This is a genomic window from Candidatus Poriferisocius sp. (assembly GCF_965219775.1).
Lineage (GTDB): Bacteria > Actinomycetota > Acidimicrobiia > Acidimicrobiales > Bin134 > Poriferisocius.
Genome location: NZ_OZ244793.1, coordinates 2,266,310 through 2,281,057, shown reverse-complemented (window position 1 = coordinate 2,281,057; position 14,748 = coordinate 2,266,310). Strand labels below are relative to the sequence as shown.

Here is a 14,748-nt window from a genome sequence, read left to right as displayed (position 1 = left end):
TGTGGGGTCGGTCGCGTGCTCGACTACTCCACCCGGATCCCCATGCTGCGGGCGGTGCCGGCCACCTGAAGCTTGGCCTGCTCGAGGTCGTCGGTGTTGAGGTCGGGCATCTTGATCTTGGCGATGTCACCGCACTGGGCCTCGGTGATGGCGCCCACCACCTCGCGGCCCGGTTCCATGGATCCCTTCTCCAGGCCGGCCGCCTCCCGAATCAGAAATGAGGTGGGCGGGGTCTTGGTGATGAACGAGAACGTGCGGTCCTCGAAGATGGTGATCTCGACCGGGATGATCTGGCCCCGCTTGTCCTCGGTCTTGGCGTTGTAGTCCCGGCAGAAGTCCATGATGGCCACGCCGTGGGGTCCCAGCGCGGTACCCACCGGGGGGGCGGGGGTGGCTTGACCCGCGGGAATCTGGATCTTGATGACGGTGGCGACTTTCTTCGGAGCCATGACCTTCCCCTTACAGCTTGGCGACTTGGGAGAACTCGAGTTCGACCGGGGTCTCCCGGCCGAAGATGTTGACCAGCACCTTGACCTTGAGCTGGTCTTCGTTGATTTCGGCCACCTCGCCGGAGAAGTCGGCAAAAGGCCCCTCTTTGACCCGGATGGTCTCCCCCACCTCGTAGAGCAGCCGCGGCTTGGTGCGACGCACGGTTTGCTCCCCGTCGGTCTTGACCTGGAGAAAGTTCTCCACGTCCTTGCGCTTGAGGGGCGAGGGCTTGCTGCCTCGGGGGCCGTGCCCCACGAAGCCGGTCACGCCCGGGGTGTTGCGGATGACGTCCCAGGAGATGTCGTTCATCTCGGCTCGAACCAGCAGATAGCCGGGGAACATCTTCTTCTTGGTGGTGACCTTCTTGCCCGCCTTGACCTCGACCACGTCTTCCATGGGAATGACCGTCTCGTGGATGTGGCTTTCCACGGCCATGGTCTTGCGCCGGGCCTCGATGTTCTGTTGCACCTTGTTCTCGTAGCCCGATTGGGTGTGGACCACGTACCACTTTCCCGGCATGTCGTAAGGGCTGATGGTTTCGCCCTCGTCCTCGGGCTTCTCGTAGATCAACGCCTCGGCGTCGATGACCTCGGCGTCCGCCTCGGGCAAGTCGGTGCGGGCCTCGGGCAACGTGGCTTCGGCCTCGGGCAAGTCGGTGTGATCCAGGCGGACATCGTCGTCGGTTTCGGGCGGGGCCCCCGGCCCGGTGGGCAGCAGGGCGGCGGCAGCTTCGGCGGCGTCGACCGGCTCGGCTTGCGGCGCGATCGTGTCGGTGGTGGCAGTCATCTCGGTTTCGTCTACCTCAAGGCTCATCGGTCGAACAATTTCAGGATGGCTTCGCTGAAGCCCCAGTCGAGCAGGCCGATGGCCCCGGTCAGCAGCACGAGGACCACCAGCACCACGATGGAGTAGTTGACCACCTCTTCGCGCCGAGGCCACGACACCTTGCGGAGTTCACCCCGGACCTCGCGCATGAATTGCACCGGGCCCACCCGCTCCTCGCCGGGGCGGGGCTGGTTCCGGGCTTGACGGCGTTCGCGGACCGGGTCGCCTTGCTCGTCGACGAAGCCCTGCTTTTGGGCCATCCGCTTCTGTTGTCGGTTGAGATCGCTCATGATGGTTCCAGTGCGCCCGGCACGACGGAGACGGGATTGCTTACGCAGGGCAGGAGGGACTCGAACCCCCAACCGCCGGTTTTGGAGACCGGTGCTCTACCAATTGAGCCACTGCCCTTTGTTCGTCAGGGGTCCGTCAAGGCTACCGTGCTCGGCCTTGCCACCCGCAATGCAAAACCGCCGGTGTTGGATCAGGGGGCGATGGGTTCGGTCAGCGGCGGAACCGGCGGCGAATGGCGATGGTGGCCGCGGCCAGGGTGGTGGCGGCCAGCCAGCGTTTGGCCAGGAGGCGACGCCGGTCGTAGGAGTCGAGGCGGGCCATGACCTTCCACAGCAGGGTGGGGGGCGCTTCGGCCGGAGGGCGGCGCCGAGAAGGCGAGGACCGCTCGCCCAACACGCGGGTGGCGTCCATGTTCACGAGGCCCTATCCGGGGGCGAGGCCGGGGAGCGGTCAGCAGGCACCACGGCGGCCATGGCGGCCTCCGGTTCGGTGGTGCGCTGCAGGGCGGCGCGAAGCCGCTGGCGGGCCCGGTGGAGTCGTACTTTGGCCGCCGAGGTGGTGATGCCCAACTCGGCGGCGATCTCGCTGTGGGTGAGGTCGTGCAGGTCGCGCAGCACCACCACCTGGCGCAGTCGCTCGGGGAGGGCCTTGATGGCCTTGTCGATGTGGTGGCGCAGGGCGGCCGCTTCGGCTCGCAGGGTCGGATCCTGCTCCGGTCGCACGTCCACGATGGGGGTGTCGTCGGTGAGTTCCTCGGTGCGTTGCCGGGACCGGCGGCTCAAGCTGGAGGAGGCGCAGTTGTAGGTGATGCGGTACATCCAGGTGGAGAAGCTGGAATCGCCTCGGAAGCGGCGGATGGCCCGGTAGGCCCGCACGTAGGCATCCTGCACCACGTCGGCGGCGTCGTCCCGGTTCCCGGTGAGGCGGTAGGCCAGGGAGTAGATGTCCCGGTAGGTGGACCGCACCAGCTCGTTGAAGGCGTCACGGTCGCCCCGGCGGGCGGCCTCCACCAACGTGGCGTCCTCGGAAAGCGGCTCACGGGATCGTGCAGGTTCGATGGGGGCGAGCCTATCTGCTGCCCCGAGGGTGGGAAAGAGGGGGTGGTAGCGGCGGCCAGACTCGAACTGGCGACCTCTCGATTATGAGTCGAGCGCTCTTACCGACTGAGCTACGCCGCCCCGGGCTCCCCTGAGCGGCGGATCGCCGTCGGAGGGAGCCGGAGCCTCCTGAGAGAATCGAACTCTCGACCTTTTCCTTACCATGGAAACGCTCTGCCGACTGAGCTAAGGAGGCGAATGAAACCGAGGAGGCCGACGCCAGGGTCCGCCTCCTGCAGTCTCCCATCATGCCACGCCACCCGGTGACCGGAAAACCGGATTGGACCGGTGTCGGAGGAGTGGGCGGAAGGCGGGATCGGGCCGGTGTCGGACGGTAGCGTGCTGGTCGTGGCGATTCGTGCGGCCCGGCTGGCCGATGCCGAGGGCATCCTCGAAATCGTCAATCACGAGATTCTGAACGGGGTCAGCATCTTCGAGTTGGCCCCGCGGACCCTGGCCGACCAGCGCACCTGGCTGCAGGACCGCGCCGGAGTGCATGCGGTGATCGTGGCCACTCCCGACGGCGATGACCACACGGTGTTGGGGTTCGCCTCGCTGTCGCCCTTCCACACTCGACCGGCCTACAACACCACGGTGGAAAACTCGGTGTACGTCCATCGTGACCATCGGGGGCAGGGCATCGGGCGGGCGTTGCTGGAGGAACTGGTCGGGCTGGCCAAGAGTCACGGCTTCCATACCGTGATCGCCCGGATTTCCGGGGGCAACGAGACGTCGGTGGCCGTTCACCGTTCGGTGGGGTTTGAGCTGGTGGGCACCGAACGCCAGGTGGGCCGCAAGTTCGGCCGCTGGCTGGACGTGAGCGTCATGCAGCTCATGCTGGCGGACTGAATCGGTCCCTCGGTGCTGCCTCCCGGAGGGGGTGGTCAGCAGCCCTTGTAGTTGAGCACGGCGGTGAGCTTGTGGTCCACGTCCACCAGTTCCTGCTGGGCCGCCATCACGTCGGCGATTCTCCGGTAGGCGGTGGGGGCCTCATCGAGGAGGCGCTCGGCCTTGCCCGCCTGCCAGGTTCGACCGGCCATGTCCTCGATGAGTTGGTCGACGTTGATCTCACGCTTGGCCTGACGGCGACTCATCAGCCGCCCGGCACCGTGCGCCGAGGAGTGGTACGAGGCGGCGCAGCCCTTGCCGGTGACGATGTAGGTGTCGTCGCCCATGCTCCCGGGTATGACGCCCCGGTCGCCGGGCCCCGCCCGGATGGCGCCCTTGCGGGTGATCCACAGGGTCTTGTCGTGGTGGGTTTCCTTCTCCGCGTAGTTGTGGTGGCAGTCCACCCGGTCGGCCTCGTCGAACGCCAGCCCAGTGGCGGACCGAAGGGCGCGCAGCACCGCGTCGGCCATCAGCTTGCGGTTGGCCTTGGCGTAGCTCTGCGCCCACAGCATGTCGGCCACGTAGGGGGCGAAACCGTCGTCGGCGTCGGTGAAGTAGGCGAGGTCGTTGTCCTCGAGGTCACGGCCTTGTTGTTTGCAGGTCTTCTGGGCGGTCTTGATGTGGGAGGTGGCCAGCATGTTGCCGATGCCCCTGCTCCCGGAGTGCAACACCACCCACACGTTGTCGTCGTTGTCGAGGCTCAACTCGATGAAGTGGTTGCCTCCGCCGAGGGTGCCCAGTTGAATCCCCATCTTCTCCTTGGCCTTGTTGGCCACGGCCTTCTTGTCGGGCAGCGGGTTGGCCCGCAGCCAGTCCCGGGCCTGCGGGGTGGCCTCGTCATGGCTCTCGAACCCCGCGGGGACGGCGTTGGCGATGGCGTCCAGCGACGAGTGGAGGTCGTCGGGAAGCTGGGAGGCGGTGTGGGTGGTGCGGATGGCGGACATGCCGCAGCCGAGGTCCACCCCGACTGCGGCGGGGATGATGGCCGCTTCGGTGGGGATGACCGAACCGATGGTGGAACCGACGCCCACGTGGGCGTCGGGCATGAGGGCCAGGGGACCGGACACCACCGGGCTGCGGGCGGTGCGCTGGGCCTGTTGCACGGTGCCGGGGTCGGCGTCGAGGACCCAACTCAGCACGGTGGCGTCGCTGCCGGCGTTGATCTCGACGGGCGCAGTGCCCATGACCGTACTCCTCCCAAGCGGATCCGGGCGGGGGTGAACTGCTCGGCGCAGCCACACCAACCTGGCGATGAAACTGAGTGGGCCGGGGAGGATTTGAACCTCCGAAGGCAATGCCGACGGGTTTACAGCCCGTTCCCTTTGGCCGCTCGGGCACCGACCCAACGAGGCCCAACCCTACCGGCCCCGCCGCCCACCCCCCTACTCGATTTCCCGTTCCCCCGGTGGGGTAGCGTGGGGGGATGCCGACGTTTGATGTGTCCTCGGAGTTGGACATGCAGGAGGTTCGCAACGCGGTGGATCAGGCGGCTCGGGAGATCGCCGGCCGGTACGACTTCAAGGGCACCGACAGCGAGGTTTCGCTGGGCGAGGGGGTCATCGCCCTGCGGTCGTCCACCGAGGACCGGTTGGCCGCCGCCCGCCAGGTGCTGGAGGAGAAGCTGGTGCGGCGCAAGGTGTCGCTGAAGGGGGTCACCTACGGTCCGGTGGCCGACGCCGCGGGCGGCACCGTCCGGCAGGAGGCCGCCCTGGCCGCGGGCATCTCCGCCGACAAGGCCCGAGAGCTGAACAAGTTCATCAAGGGCTTGGGCATGAAGGGGGTGTCCTCGCAGACCCAGGGCGGTCAGCTCCGGGTCAGCGGCAAGAAGCGGGACATGCTCCAGGAGGTGATCGCCGCCCTCAAAGAAGCCGACTTCGCCATCCCCCTCCAGTTCGGCAACTTCCGAGAGTGATCCCCATTCGTAGGATTTTGTGGCTGGGAAAATCCTAATGACAGGGGTGGAAGGCCCAAACGTAGGATTTTGTGGCTGGGAAAATCCTAATGACAGGGGTGGAAGGCCCAAACGTAGGATTTTGTGGCTGGGAAAATCCTAATGACAGGGGTGGAAGGCCCAAACGTAGGATTTTGTGGGCCTTGGTGGGTTAGTAGGGCTGGGGGGCCCATTCGCCGGCGCGGAGGCGGCGGATGCGCTCTTCGGCGGGGGGGTGGGTGCTGAACAGGTTGCGGAATTGGGCCCGGCCGGTGAGCGGGTTGACGATGTAGTGCGAGGCCTGCTCCACCGGCACGTTGACCGGGATGCGCTGGGAGGCGCTGTTCAGCTTCTCCAACGCCCGGGCCAAGGGCTCGCCGTCGCCGATCAGGCGAGCGGCCGAGGCGTCGGCCTGGTACTCCCGAGTCCGGCTGATGGCCATCTGGATCAGGCTGGCGGCGATGGGGGCCAAGAGGGCGGCGATCAGCACACCCGCCAAATCGCCCATGCCCCGGTCGCGGCCCCGCCCGCCGAAGAAGATCATCCCCCACACCGCCACCCGGGAGGCAAAGGTGATGGCCATGGCGATGGCCGCGGCCACCGAACCGATGAGGATGTCGCGGTTGCGGATGTGGGCCAGCTCGTGGGCCAGCACCCCCCGGATCTCGTTCCAGCTCAGGTGGTTGATGAGCCCCTCGGTGACGGCCACCGCGGCGTGCTTGGGGTTGCGGCCGGTGGCGAAGGCGTTGGGCTGGGGGTTGGGGCTGACGTACAGCTTGGGCATGGGGATCTCCGCCTTGACGGTGAGGTCCTCCATGATCCGGTAGTACTCGGGAAGCTGCTCCCGGGTGACCGGCACGGCCCGGGCCGAGGCGATGGCCAGTTTGTCGCTGAACCAGTACGACCCGCCCACCACGAGCACGGCCAGGATGATGCCGATGGCCAATCCGCCGCTACCCCCCAACAGTGCGCCGACGCCCACGAACAGCGCCGCCATCAGAACCAACAGAAAGATCGTCTTGACCGTGTTCATGCTTCGTACTGCCCCTTTTCGATCTCCTGTGAGGATATCCGAAGGCGAAGTCCGCGCGGCAAGGAACCGTTGTGCCCCCCGTGCTCATCCCCGGCGTCGCCCTTTGGCCGAAGCCTCAGTGGTCGGGTTCTCGCAGTTCGGCGTAGCCCGCCTCGGCCTCCAGGGACCGGCGTCGCCAGAGCCCGCCCAGCCAGACGGCGAAGATGGTGAGCACGAAGGGGATCATCAGCACGAACTCCCGCGGCACCCGCTCGGTGACGTTGATCTGCGACTGGATGCCGATGGCGTCGGCGAGACCGAAGAACAGTCCGGCGAGGGCCGAGCCGATGGGGTGCCAGGCCCCGAAGATCACGGCCACGAAGGCGATGAACCCGCGGCCGTTGGTCATGTTCTCGGTGAAGTTGCGCAGCGCGCCCACCGACAGCTCGGCACCTCCGAGGGCGCACAGGGCACCGGCAATGAGCAACGCCTGCAGTTTGATGATCTGTGGGCTCACCCCCAGAGAACGCGCCGCGAACGGGTACTCACCGGCGGCGGCGAGCCGAAGGCCGAAGCGGCTGCGTCGCAACACCACCCACGCGGCCAGCACGATCAGCGGGGTGAGCCACACCAGGATGGACTGGTCCGAGATGATGATTCCGGGGCCCGACGTGATCCCGCTCACCGGTCGGGGCAGGACGGTGTCGGTGAACAGGGAGCCCCGCTGGTCGTAGATGGCCCCGAGCGCGAACGCGGTGCCGCCCAGGCCGATGGAGGTGAGTCCCAAGCCGGCGATGATCACATTGGCTCCGAGGGGGCCGATCACCCACCAGTACAGCACGGATAGGGCCATGCACACCCCGATGGCGGCCAGGATGCCGAACTCCACCGACCCGGTGGCCTCGCCGACGGCCACCGTGGTGAATGCTCCGGTGATCATCAGCCCTTCCAGCCCCAGATGGAAGATGCCTGCTCGGAAGGCGAACACCCCGGCCATGGCCACCAGCACGAGCGGAGCGGCCGAGCGAATGGTGGTGGCCAGGATCTGTTCCATCAGGCGGTCAGGGTTTCCGTGGCGATCCCCGCTCGTCCCCGTCGCACGGATCGGATCCTGACGGTCACGAGAAAGGCCACCACCCCCTGCAGCAACACCAGGGCCGGGGGCGGAAGATCGGTCACGATGGGCAGGAACAAAATGGCCGACTGCAACCCGCCGAAGAAGACCGCGGCCACCACCGTGCCCCAGACGTTCAGCAGTCCGACGAGGGCCACCACGATGGCGGTGAAGCCCACTTCCGGCGAGAATCCGGTGACCAGGCGGGCCCCCGGACCGTACAGCTCCACGGCGCCCGCCAGTCCGGCCAGCACGCCCGACAGGGCGAAGGCCACCAGGCCGACCCGGCCCACGTTGATGCCTTGCCAGCGGGCCATGGTGGGGTTGCGCCCGACCAGGGTCATGGTCAACCCGAATCGGGTCCGGTCCAACAACAGCCACACCAGAACGGTCACCCCGCCCACGAGCAACAGGGCGGTGAGCGAGACACCGGTGCCGTCGGTGATGCGCAGGGACTCGGGTATGCGCTCGCTGGCGGCCGTCTGGCCCGTGCCCGCGGGATTGCGGAGTGGCCCGGCTGTCAGGTACTGAAGCACCAGCGCACCGATGAAGCTCATCATCAGCGTGGTCAGCACCTCGTCGGTGCCGAAGCGCACACGGAGGTAGCCGGGCAACAGTGACCAGGCCATCCCGGCGCCCATGGCGGCCAGCACTCCGCACAGGGTCACCAGCGGGGCGGGGCCCTCGCGCCAGGCCAGCGAGACCGCCAAGGCGGCGCAGGCCCCCACGTAGAATTGCCCCTGGCCGCCGATGTTGAAGTAGCCGGCCCGGAAACCGATCACCACTCCCAGGGCGATCAACAGCAGGGGGATCGACCACCGGATGGTCGACGTGGTCGCACCGGTACCGGTGATCGCCCCTTCGACGATGCCGGAGAACACGTCGCCCACGGGGTAGCCGCTCACCCGCAGGATCAACGCCGTCACCAGGAACGAGACGACCACCAGGGCAACGGTGTTCACCAGACGGCGCAAGGGCTCGGTCACCGCAGTGTCCCGGTCATGGCGTCGCCGACGGCCTGGCGATCAAAGGGCGCCTCGAAGCTCGCGGCCAGGCGACCGCCGTACATGACGAGCAGGCGGTCGGAGAGCTCGAGGAGTTCATCGAGGTCGGAGGACACCAGCAGCACGCCGGCCCCGGCGTCCCGCAGGCCGCGCAGGGAGCGGCGCACGAACTCGGTGGCGGCAAAGTCCAGGCCCCGAGTGGGTTGGGCGGCCACCAACAGCTCCAGCCCCGGTGCCAACTCGCGGGACAAGATGAGGCGCTGCACGTTGCCCCCGGACAGGCTGTCGGCCGGTTGACCCACCGAGTCGTAGCGCACCCGCCACAGGTCCATGGCCTCGGCGGCCAGTCGCTTGCGCCGGCGCAGGGAAACCAACGGGGATCGCCACCGGCGACCGCCGATGAGTTGGAGAACAGTCTGGTTCAGCCACAGGGGGGCACTACGGCTGATGCCCTCGCTGTTGCGGTCGAAGGGCACGAGCCGCAGGCCGTGCAGTCTTCTCTTCGTCGGAGAATCCCGGGTTGCCTCTCGCCCGCCGAGGCGCACCGACCCCTCGGCCACGCCGGTCAGCCCCGCGATGGCGGAGACCAGGCTCCGCTGGCCGTTCCCCTCCACGCCGGCGATGCCCACGATCTCATTGGTCGAGACCCGGAGGTGGATGTCGGCGAGTCCGGGCTCGAATGCCGACTTCTTCGTGGAGACGCCGGTCATCTCCAGCAACGCGTGCTGTTCGGCTCCGGTTCGACCTTCCAGGTGGATGGCGCGCTCGGCCCCGGACGCCGGTCCCACAATGGCGTCGCTGATGTGGCCGAGCGAGGTCTCCGCCATCTCCATCGGGCCCAGCACCAACGCTCCGTCGCGCAGGACGCTGACCGTGTCGGCGACCGCAGCCACTTCCCGCAGCTTGTGCAACACGACCAGGACGGTGACCCCGTCGTCGCGCAAGCGTCGCAGTCGCTCGAAGAGCCGGTCGATGGACGGCGGCGTCAACAGGGCGGTGGGCTCGTCCAGGAGCAGGATCCGTACGTCGGTGGCCAGGGCCCGAGCGATTTCCAGCGACTGGCGGGCCTCGACGGGAAGGTCACGAATACGGGTGGACAGGGGCCATTCGATCTCCTCGGAAACGGCCCGCCAACGCCGGTGCAACTCGGCGCGTCGGTAGACGGGACGACCCCTCGGGCGGGGGTCGGTCAGCTCGAGGGCCTCGGCCACCGTGAACGACGGTGGCAACGAGAAGTGCTGGTGCACCATGGCCAGCCCGGCCGCCCGAGTGGCCCGGACGCTGCCGGGTGGGATCGTGCGCCCGGCAATCCCGACGCCACCGGTGTCCGGAACCGCAAGGCCGCTCAACAGCTTGGCCAGCGTGGTCTTGCCCGCGCCGTTCTGGCCGACCAGCGCATGAATCCTCCCCGGTACCAGGTCGAGGTTCACATCGTGCAGGGCCCGCACCGCCCCGAAGGACAAGCCCAGCGACCGGCAGCGAATCACCGGGCTTCCGGTGGGAGCCGGTCCGGGGGGCTCGGCCATCGAGGCGAGGGTATCGGCCCTGAAGTTCAGAGTTCCGGGTTGAACGGTACCTCGAGGGTGCCATCGGTTATCTGCGACCGAGCCTGGTCGATCTCGCCCAGGGTGGCCTGGATGATCTCCACCATCTCGGACGGCCCGTCGTCGAGAAAAGCAGGATTGATGAGCAGATCGACGCCGCCTTCGGCCACTCCGGCGCCGACGTAGCCCGGGGTGTAGTCGTCGCTGAGGGCGTGCTCCACCTGGCTGTAGAGGACGTCGGCCCAGTACAACAGGACGCTGCCGATCACGGCCGAACTGTCGAAGTAGTTCTCCGAGCCGCCGATCACGTAGCCACCTTTTTCCTCTGCGGCCTGGATGACGCCGAGGTCGGTGGCGGCGGCGTCGGTCATGATGATGTCCACCCCGTCGTCGTACAGGGCGGCGCCGAGTTCCCGACCCTTGGCCGGATCCTCGAAGGAGTCGGCGAACGCCGCTTCTCCGGTGATGTCGGGGTTCTTGTCCTGGGCCGCAGCCACGAACGCGTTGTAGTCGGCGTTCAGGGGCGGGATGGAGGCGCCGCCCACGAACCCCACCTTGCCGGTGGTGTTCAGGGCCCCGGCCAGAATGCCCGCCAGGTACGTGCCCTTGTAGTAGTCGAAACCGATCGAGACGAGATTGTCCACGCCGCCCTCGAAGCCGAAGATGTGGATCCAGCGGGTGTCGGGGTAGTCCGGGGCCACGATGGTGACGGCTTCCTGCATGGGGGGAAACGTCACGGCGATGATGTCGGTGCCCTGGTTGGCCAGGTTGCGCAACGTCGTCTCGAACGTCGAAGGATCAAGGGCCTCGATGAAGGTGGTGTCGGCGCCGAAATCGGCTTCCACCAGTTCCAGACCCCGCACGAGGTCGTCGATCGGGCCGAGGTCGCCTGCGCTCTGGTTGACCACCAGGGCCACCGTGGGCGCCTCGGCCGGCGCAGCCGTGGGCTCCTCGTCGGGCTCCGGTTCCGGTGCCGGGGCCTCGGTGGGGGCTTCCGTCGGGGCCGGGGCGGGATCGGGGGTGGCCGTTCCTCCGTCGTCATCGTTCCCGCAGGCGGCGCCAACCAGGGTGAGCAGCAGCACCATGACGGCGAACTTGAGTCGATATCTCATCAGATCCCTCCCTGCGTCGAGCAGTGAGTTCACTATACTATAAATCTTCAGGAAATCAAAAAATGGCCGGGCGAAGGCGGCACCGGTTCAGCGGGCCGGGGGCGGGGTCACTCAACGGCCCTCCCAGTTGGGGGCCCGCTTCTCGGTGAAGGAGCGAATCCCCTCGTCACAGTCGGAAGAGGTCAGTACCTCGATCAGGGCCGGCAGGTTGGCCATGCGGGCGTCGGCCGGGGACATGTGGGCGGTTCGGCGAATGATCTGCTTGATGGCCCGCAGCGACAGGGGGGCACAGGCCAGCAGGTGCTCCAACCAGCGATCCACGGCGGCGTCGAGGTCCGACGCGGCAACGACCTCGTTCACGAGGCCCAAGGACAGCGCTTCGGCCGCGCTCAGTCGCTTGCCGGTCAGCAGGATCTCCATGGCCCATTTGGCGGGAAGTTGTCGGGCCAGCGTGACGATTCCCCCGTCCAGCGGAAGGCGACCCAGACGGGGTTCCACGAAGCCCAGCACGGCGTCCTCCGAGGCCACCGCCAAATCGCATCCCACCACGAGTTCCAGGCCCCCACCGAGGGCGTAGCCGTTGACCCTGGCCAACACCGGCACGTCCAGGGACTGGCGCAGGGGCAAGTGGCCGAAGCCGTCTCGTCGGGGGCGCAGCCAGTAGTCGAGGTCGGTGGCGCCCTCGGCGTGCATGTCGTCACCGGCACAAAAGGCGCGGTCACCGGCCCCGGTGAGCACCACCGCCCGCACCGACCGGTCGGCTTCGATGGCCTCCCAGGTCCGCAGCAGTTCATCCTGGTGGGTCTCGTCGATGGCATTGAGCCGCTCCGGACGGTTGATCGTCACCCGGGCGACATGGTCGGACACGACGAGATCAATGCTCATGACAGAACTCCGGCGGCCGTCAACTCATCCACGCGCCGGGAGTCGATGCCGTAGTCGCCCAGGGCCTCGACCGCTCCTTCGCCGAGGCCGGGCGGTGGGTGCCGCACCGCGGCCGGCGCATCCGACAGGTGGACCGGCGATGCCAAGGAACGGAGCGGCGCTCGTCCCGGCCGGTCCACCTCCAGGATCATCGGGGTGGTGTGGGGGTCTTCGAGGGCCTCGCCCAGGGTTCGTACCGGGGCGCAGAGCACGTCTTGGGCCTCGAGACGCCCGACGGTCTCGCCCACGGTGAACCGGCCGATGGCCTCGGCGAGCAGCGCCTGGAGACGGGGCCGGTGGGCGGCTTGGTCGGCCATGGTGGCGAATTCGGGCTCGGTCGAGAGGTCGGGCAGGTCCAGGGCGGAACAGATGTCGCGCAGGGGATTCTCCTTGAAGGCGCCCACCAGGACGATCTCGCCGTCGGACGCCGCGAAGGTGCCCACCAGAGGGAGTCGGGCCCAATTCAGGGAGCCGCGACCCATCAACGCCATGGTGGCCTCCAGAATCTGCATGGCCAGCAGAGAGTCGTACAGGGAGACCTCCACTTGCCGGCCTCGCCCGGTGCGAGCCCGTTGCAGCAGCGCCATGAGAATGCCCTGCACCATGTGCATTCCGGCGGTGTAGTCGGCCAGCGAGATGGGGTAGATGGCGGTGGGATGGTCGGCGTCGGCCTTGTGCGCCATGGCTCCGGTGAGGGCTTGGGCCAGGATGTCCTGACCGCCCTTGTGTACGTACACCCCGGTGGTTCCGAAGCCGGTGCCCTGGGCGAAGATGATGCCAGGGTTGATTTCCGACAGTCGCTCGTAGCCCAGACCGAGACGGTCCATCACGCCCGGTCGGTAGTTGTTGACCACGACATCGGCCGCGGTCACCAGTTCGTGGATGAGGGCCAGGCCCTCCGGTCGGCGGACGTCGATCACCAGGCTGCGCTTGTTGCGGTTCACCGCGCCGAAGGCCGGGTGCTCGGCTCCGTCGGGATCATCCAGGGCCTGGCGGAAGATGTCGCCGCTGCCGGGCCGCTCGATCTTCAACACGTCGGCCCCGTGGTCAGCCAGGAGTTGGGTGGCGACCGGGCCCATCATGATCTGGGAGAAGTCCAGAACCCTGATCCCGTCCAGCGGCTGGGCCGAGCTGCTCTCGGCGACCGGGCCGCTCACGGGCACCCCTTGGCCGGAGCAACTGCCGGTCGCGCCCGAGGGGAGGGGACGTCCCCCGGATCGGCGCCCTGGCGGCGCAGTCGGCGCTGCACCGCGGTCACGTCGGCCTTGCGGACGGCAACCCCGGCGCCCAAGGCCTCGACCGCGGCCGTGCCTGCGGCTTCACCCATGGCCATGCAGGGAGGGATCTCCCGGGAGAGCTTCTGGGCTTCGGGGGTCACCGAGTAGTGGCGGCCGGCCACCAGGAGCTGTTCCACGCCCTGCGGCAGCATGGCCCGATACGGGGTGTAGTAGCCCCGACCGCGGGCCACGCTGTCGGCGAAGTGCACCCGATCGACCACGTCTTCTTTGGTCACGACGTACTCCCCCTCGATGAGGCGCGATTGGCGGACGCCGATCTGGGGGGCCACGTCGATCACCACCGCCCTCTCGAACCCCGGATAGTGGCCGCGCACGTACTCCAGCAGTCCGGCGATCTTCTTGCGCCCCTCTCGGTCGGCGGCGGTGAGATCTTCCACCCGCAGACCGTCGTAGCCGGTCATGTGCGGGCAGTTGCACCACACCACGCCGGGCAGGGGGGTCTTCAACCACCACATGGCCCACGAACCGCCCAGGATGCGGCGCGCCTCGCGGTTCACCTGGTGGCACTCGGCGGGCTGGGATCGCTCGAAGTGATCGGCGGTGTCGGTGTCGACATTGCCGAGCCGGAAGACCGTGGTCACCATGTACGAGCCCTCCACGAAGGGCGCGCCCGCGGTGGCGGCCACGTCGGCGTCGCCGCTGGCGTCGATCACCACGTCGCCCAGGACGGCCTGGGGGCCGGTCTTGGTTTCGCAGATGACCCCGGAGATGGTGTCGCCATTCATGATGGGCGCCGAGTACCACGAGTGGAGCCGGAGGTTGACGCCCGCCTCCTCCACCAGGTCGTTGGCCACCCGCTTCCACCCGTCGGGATCGAAGGCCACGGCGTACACAATCGACTTCTTGGACCCCTTGGCGTAAAGGTCGAACACCCCGAAGCGAGACCAGCGATTCCACATCGCGTCGGACAGCACCCTGTCCTCGGGGGGCGGGTACACGGCCAGCCCGAGGGTGTCCAGGCGATCCACCAACTCCTGGGCCAGACCGCGCACGGTGATTTCCTCGGCTCCGTCGGCGAAGTCGTCCAGAACCAGCACCATGCCTCCGGCCGCCAGACCGCCCAAGTGGGCGTAGCGCTCCAGCAGTGTCACGCTCGCCCCTTGGCGAGCGGCGGAGACGGCGGCCGCCAATCCGGCCGGTCCTCCGCCCACCACCACCACGTCGCTCTGGGCAACAACCGGAGCGTCGGCGGCGGGCCGGGTGACGCGGGCATCCATCGT

At 67.8% G+C, this 14,748-nt stretch carries 16 protein-coding genes and 4 tRNA genes; 2 read left to right on the top strand and 18 right to left on the bottom strand.

Going from position 1 to position 14,748, the window contains the following annotated elements; translation table 11 throughout:
• Positions 1-23 precede the first annotated feature (23 nt).
• The 8 genes from rplK to ACOQPQ_RS10095 all read right to left on the bottom strand — a co-directional run bounded on the left by rplK (position 24) and on the right by ACOQPQ_RS10095 (position 2,898).
• The gene (gene rplK, locus ACOQPQ_RS10130; RefSeq protein ID WP_420639316.1) at positions 24-449 is read right to left on the bottom strand and encodes a 50S ribosomal protein L11; all 426 of its coding nucleotides are present in this window, start codon (positions 447-449) and stop codon (positions 24-26) included.
• Between the two features lie 10 nt (positions 450-459).
• Positions 460-1,302, bottom strand: coding sequence for a transcription termination/antitermination protein NusG (gene nusG, locus ACOQPQ_RS10125; RefSeq protein ID WP_420639315.1), 843 nt, complete (start codon positions 1,300-1,302; stop codon positions 460-462).
• A complete protein-coding gene (gene secE / locus ACOQPQ_RS10120; RefSeq protein WP_420639314.1) occupies positions 1,299-1,604 on the bottom strand; it encodes a preprotein translocase subunit SecE in 306 nt (101 codons plus the stop codon). The genes nusG and secE overlap by 4 nt, the downstream gene beginning before the upstream one ends.
• 45 nt (positions 1,605-1,649) lie before the next feature.
• Positions 1,650-1,722, bottom strand: a tRNA-Trp gene (locus ACOQPQ_RS10115).
• A 93-nt stretch (positions 1,723-1,815) separates the two neighbouring features.
• Positions 1,816-2,016 (bottom strand): hypothetical protein, encoded by a 201-nt coding sequence (locus ACOQPQ_RS10110; RefSeq protein WP_420639313.1) that lies wholly within the window; start codon positions 2,014-2,016, stop codon positions 1,816-1,818.
• A gap of 2 nt (positions 2,017-2,018) precedes the next feature.
• Positions 2,019-2,615, bottom strand: coding sequence for an RNA polymerase sigma factor (locus ACOQPQ_RS10105; RefSeq protein ID WP_420640392.1), 597 nt, complete (start codon positions 2,613-2,615; stop codon positions 2,019-2,021).
• A 91-nt stretch (positions 2,616-2,706) separates the two neighbouring features.
• A tRNA-Met gene (locus ACOQPQ_RS10100) sits at positions 2,707-2,783 on the bottom strand.
• A gap of 42 nt (positions 2,784-2,825) precedes the next feature.
• Positions 2,826-2,898, bottom strand: a tRNA-Thr gene (locus ACOQPQ_RS10095).
• A 152-nt stretch (positions 2,899-3,050) separates the two neighbouring features.
• Between ACOQPQ_RS10095 and ACOQPQ_RS10090 the strand changes: the two genes are divergently transcribed.
• Positions 3,051-3,551, top strand: coding sequence for a GNAT family N-acetyltransferase (locus ACOQPQ_RS10090; RefSeq protein ID WP_420639312.1), 501 nt, complete (start codon positions 3,051-3,053; stop codon positions 3,549-3,551).
• 35 nt (positions 3,552-3,586) lie between these two features.
• Here ACOQPQ_RS10090 and ACOQPQ_RS10085 read toward each other — a convergent pair whose 3' ends face one another.
• A complete protein-coding gene (locus ACOQPQ_RS10085; RefSeq protein WP_420639311.1) occupies positions 3,587-4,774 on the bottom strand; it encodes an RtcB family protein in 1,188 nt (395 codons plus the stop codon).
• A 78-nt stretch (positions 4,775-4,852) separates the two neighbouring features.
• Positions 4,853-4,934: transfer RNA gene (locus ACOQPQ_RS10080), tRNA-Tyr, on the bottom strand.
• A 79-nt stretch (positions 4,935-5,013) separates the two neighbouring features.
• Here ACOQPQ_RS10080 and ACOQPQ_RS10075 point away from each other — a divergent pair.
• Complete coding sequence (locus ACOQPQ_RS10075) at positions 5,014-5,502, top strand: YajQ family cyclic di-GMP-binding protein (protein WP_420639310.1); 489 nt, start codon at positions 5,014-5,016, stop codon at positions 5,500-5,502.
• A 190-nt stretch (positions 5,503-5,692) separates the two neighbouring features.
• Here the strand turns inward: ACOQPQ_RS10075 and ACOQPQ_RS10070 are convergent, their stop codons facing one another.
• The 8 genes from ACOQPQ_RS10070 to ACOQPQ_RS10035 all read right to left on the bottom strand — a co-directional run bounded on the left by ACOQPQ_RS10070 (position 5,693) and on the right by ACOQPQ_RS10035 (position 14,745).
• Positions 5,693-6,553, bottom strand: a complete 861-nt coding sequence (locus ACOQPQ_RS10070; protein ID WP_420639309.1) for a M48 family metalloprotease — start codon at positions 6,551-6,553, stop codon at positions 5,693-5,695.
• Between the two features lie 115 nt (positions 6,554-6,668).
• The gene (locus ACOQPQ_RS10065; protein ID WP_420639308.1) at positions 6,669-7,586 is read right to left on the bottom strand and encodes an ABC transporter permease; all 918 of its coding nucleotides are present in this window, start codon (positions 7,584-7,586) and stop codon (positions 6,669-6,671) included.
• Positions 7,586-8,632 (bottom strand): ABC transporter permease, encoded by a 1,047-nt coding sequence (locus tag ACOQPQ_RS10060; RefSeq protein WP_420639307.1) that lies wholly within the window; start codon positions 8,630-8,632, stop codon positions 7,586-7,588. Before ACOQPQ_RS10060 ends, ACOQPQ_RS10065 begins: the two co-directional genes overlap by 1 nt.
• A complete protein-coding gene (locus ACOQPQ_RS10055; protein WP_420639306.1) occupies positions 8,629-10,176 on the bottom strand; it encodes an ABC transporter ATP-binding protein in 1,548 nt (515 codons plus the stop codon). The genes ACOQPQ_RS10060 and ACOQPQ_RS10055 overlap by 4 nt, the downstream gene beginning before the upstream one ends.
• 26 nt (positions 10,177-10,202) lie before the next feature.
• On the bottom strand, positions 10,203-11,306 hold the full coding sequence (locus tag ACOQPQ_RS10050) for a BMP family ABC transporter substrate-binding protein (RefSeq protein ID WP_420639305.1): 1,104 nt from the start codon (positions 11,304-11,306) through the stop codon (positions 10,203-10,205).
• A 111-nt stretch (positions 11,307-11,417) separates the two neighbouring features.
• Entirely contained in the window at positions 11,418-12,191 is a 774-nt protein-coding gene (locus ACOQPQ_RS10045) for an enoyl-CoA hydratase-related protein (protein WP_420639304.1), read from the bottom strand.
• Entirely contained in the window at positions 12,188-13,387 is a 1,200-nt protein-coding gene (locus ACOQPQ_RS10040; RefSeq protein WP_420639303.1) for a CaiB/BaiF CoA transferase family protein, read from the bottom strand. The genes ACOQPQ_RS10045 and ACOQPQ_RS10040 overlap by 4 nt, the downstream gene beginning before the upstream one ends.
• Positions 13,384-14,745, bottom strand: a complete 1,362-nt coding sequence (locus ACOQPQ_RS10035; RefSeq protein WP_420639302.1) for an FAD-dependent oxidoreductase — start codon at positions 14,743-14,745, stop codon at positions 13,384-13,386. Before ACOQPQ_RS10035 ends, ACOQPQ_RS10040 begins: the two co-directional genes overlap by 4 nt.
• Positions 14,746-14,748: the final 3 nt, after the last annotated feature.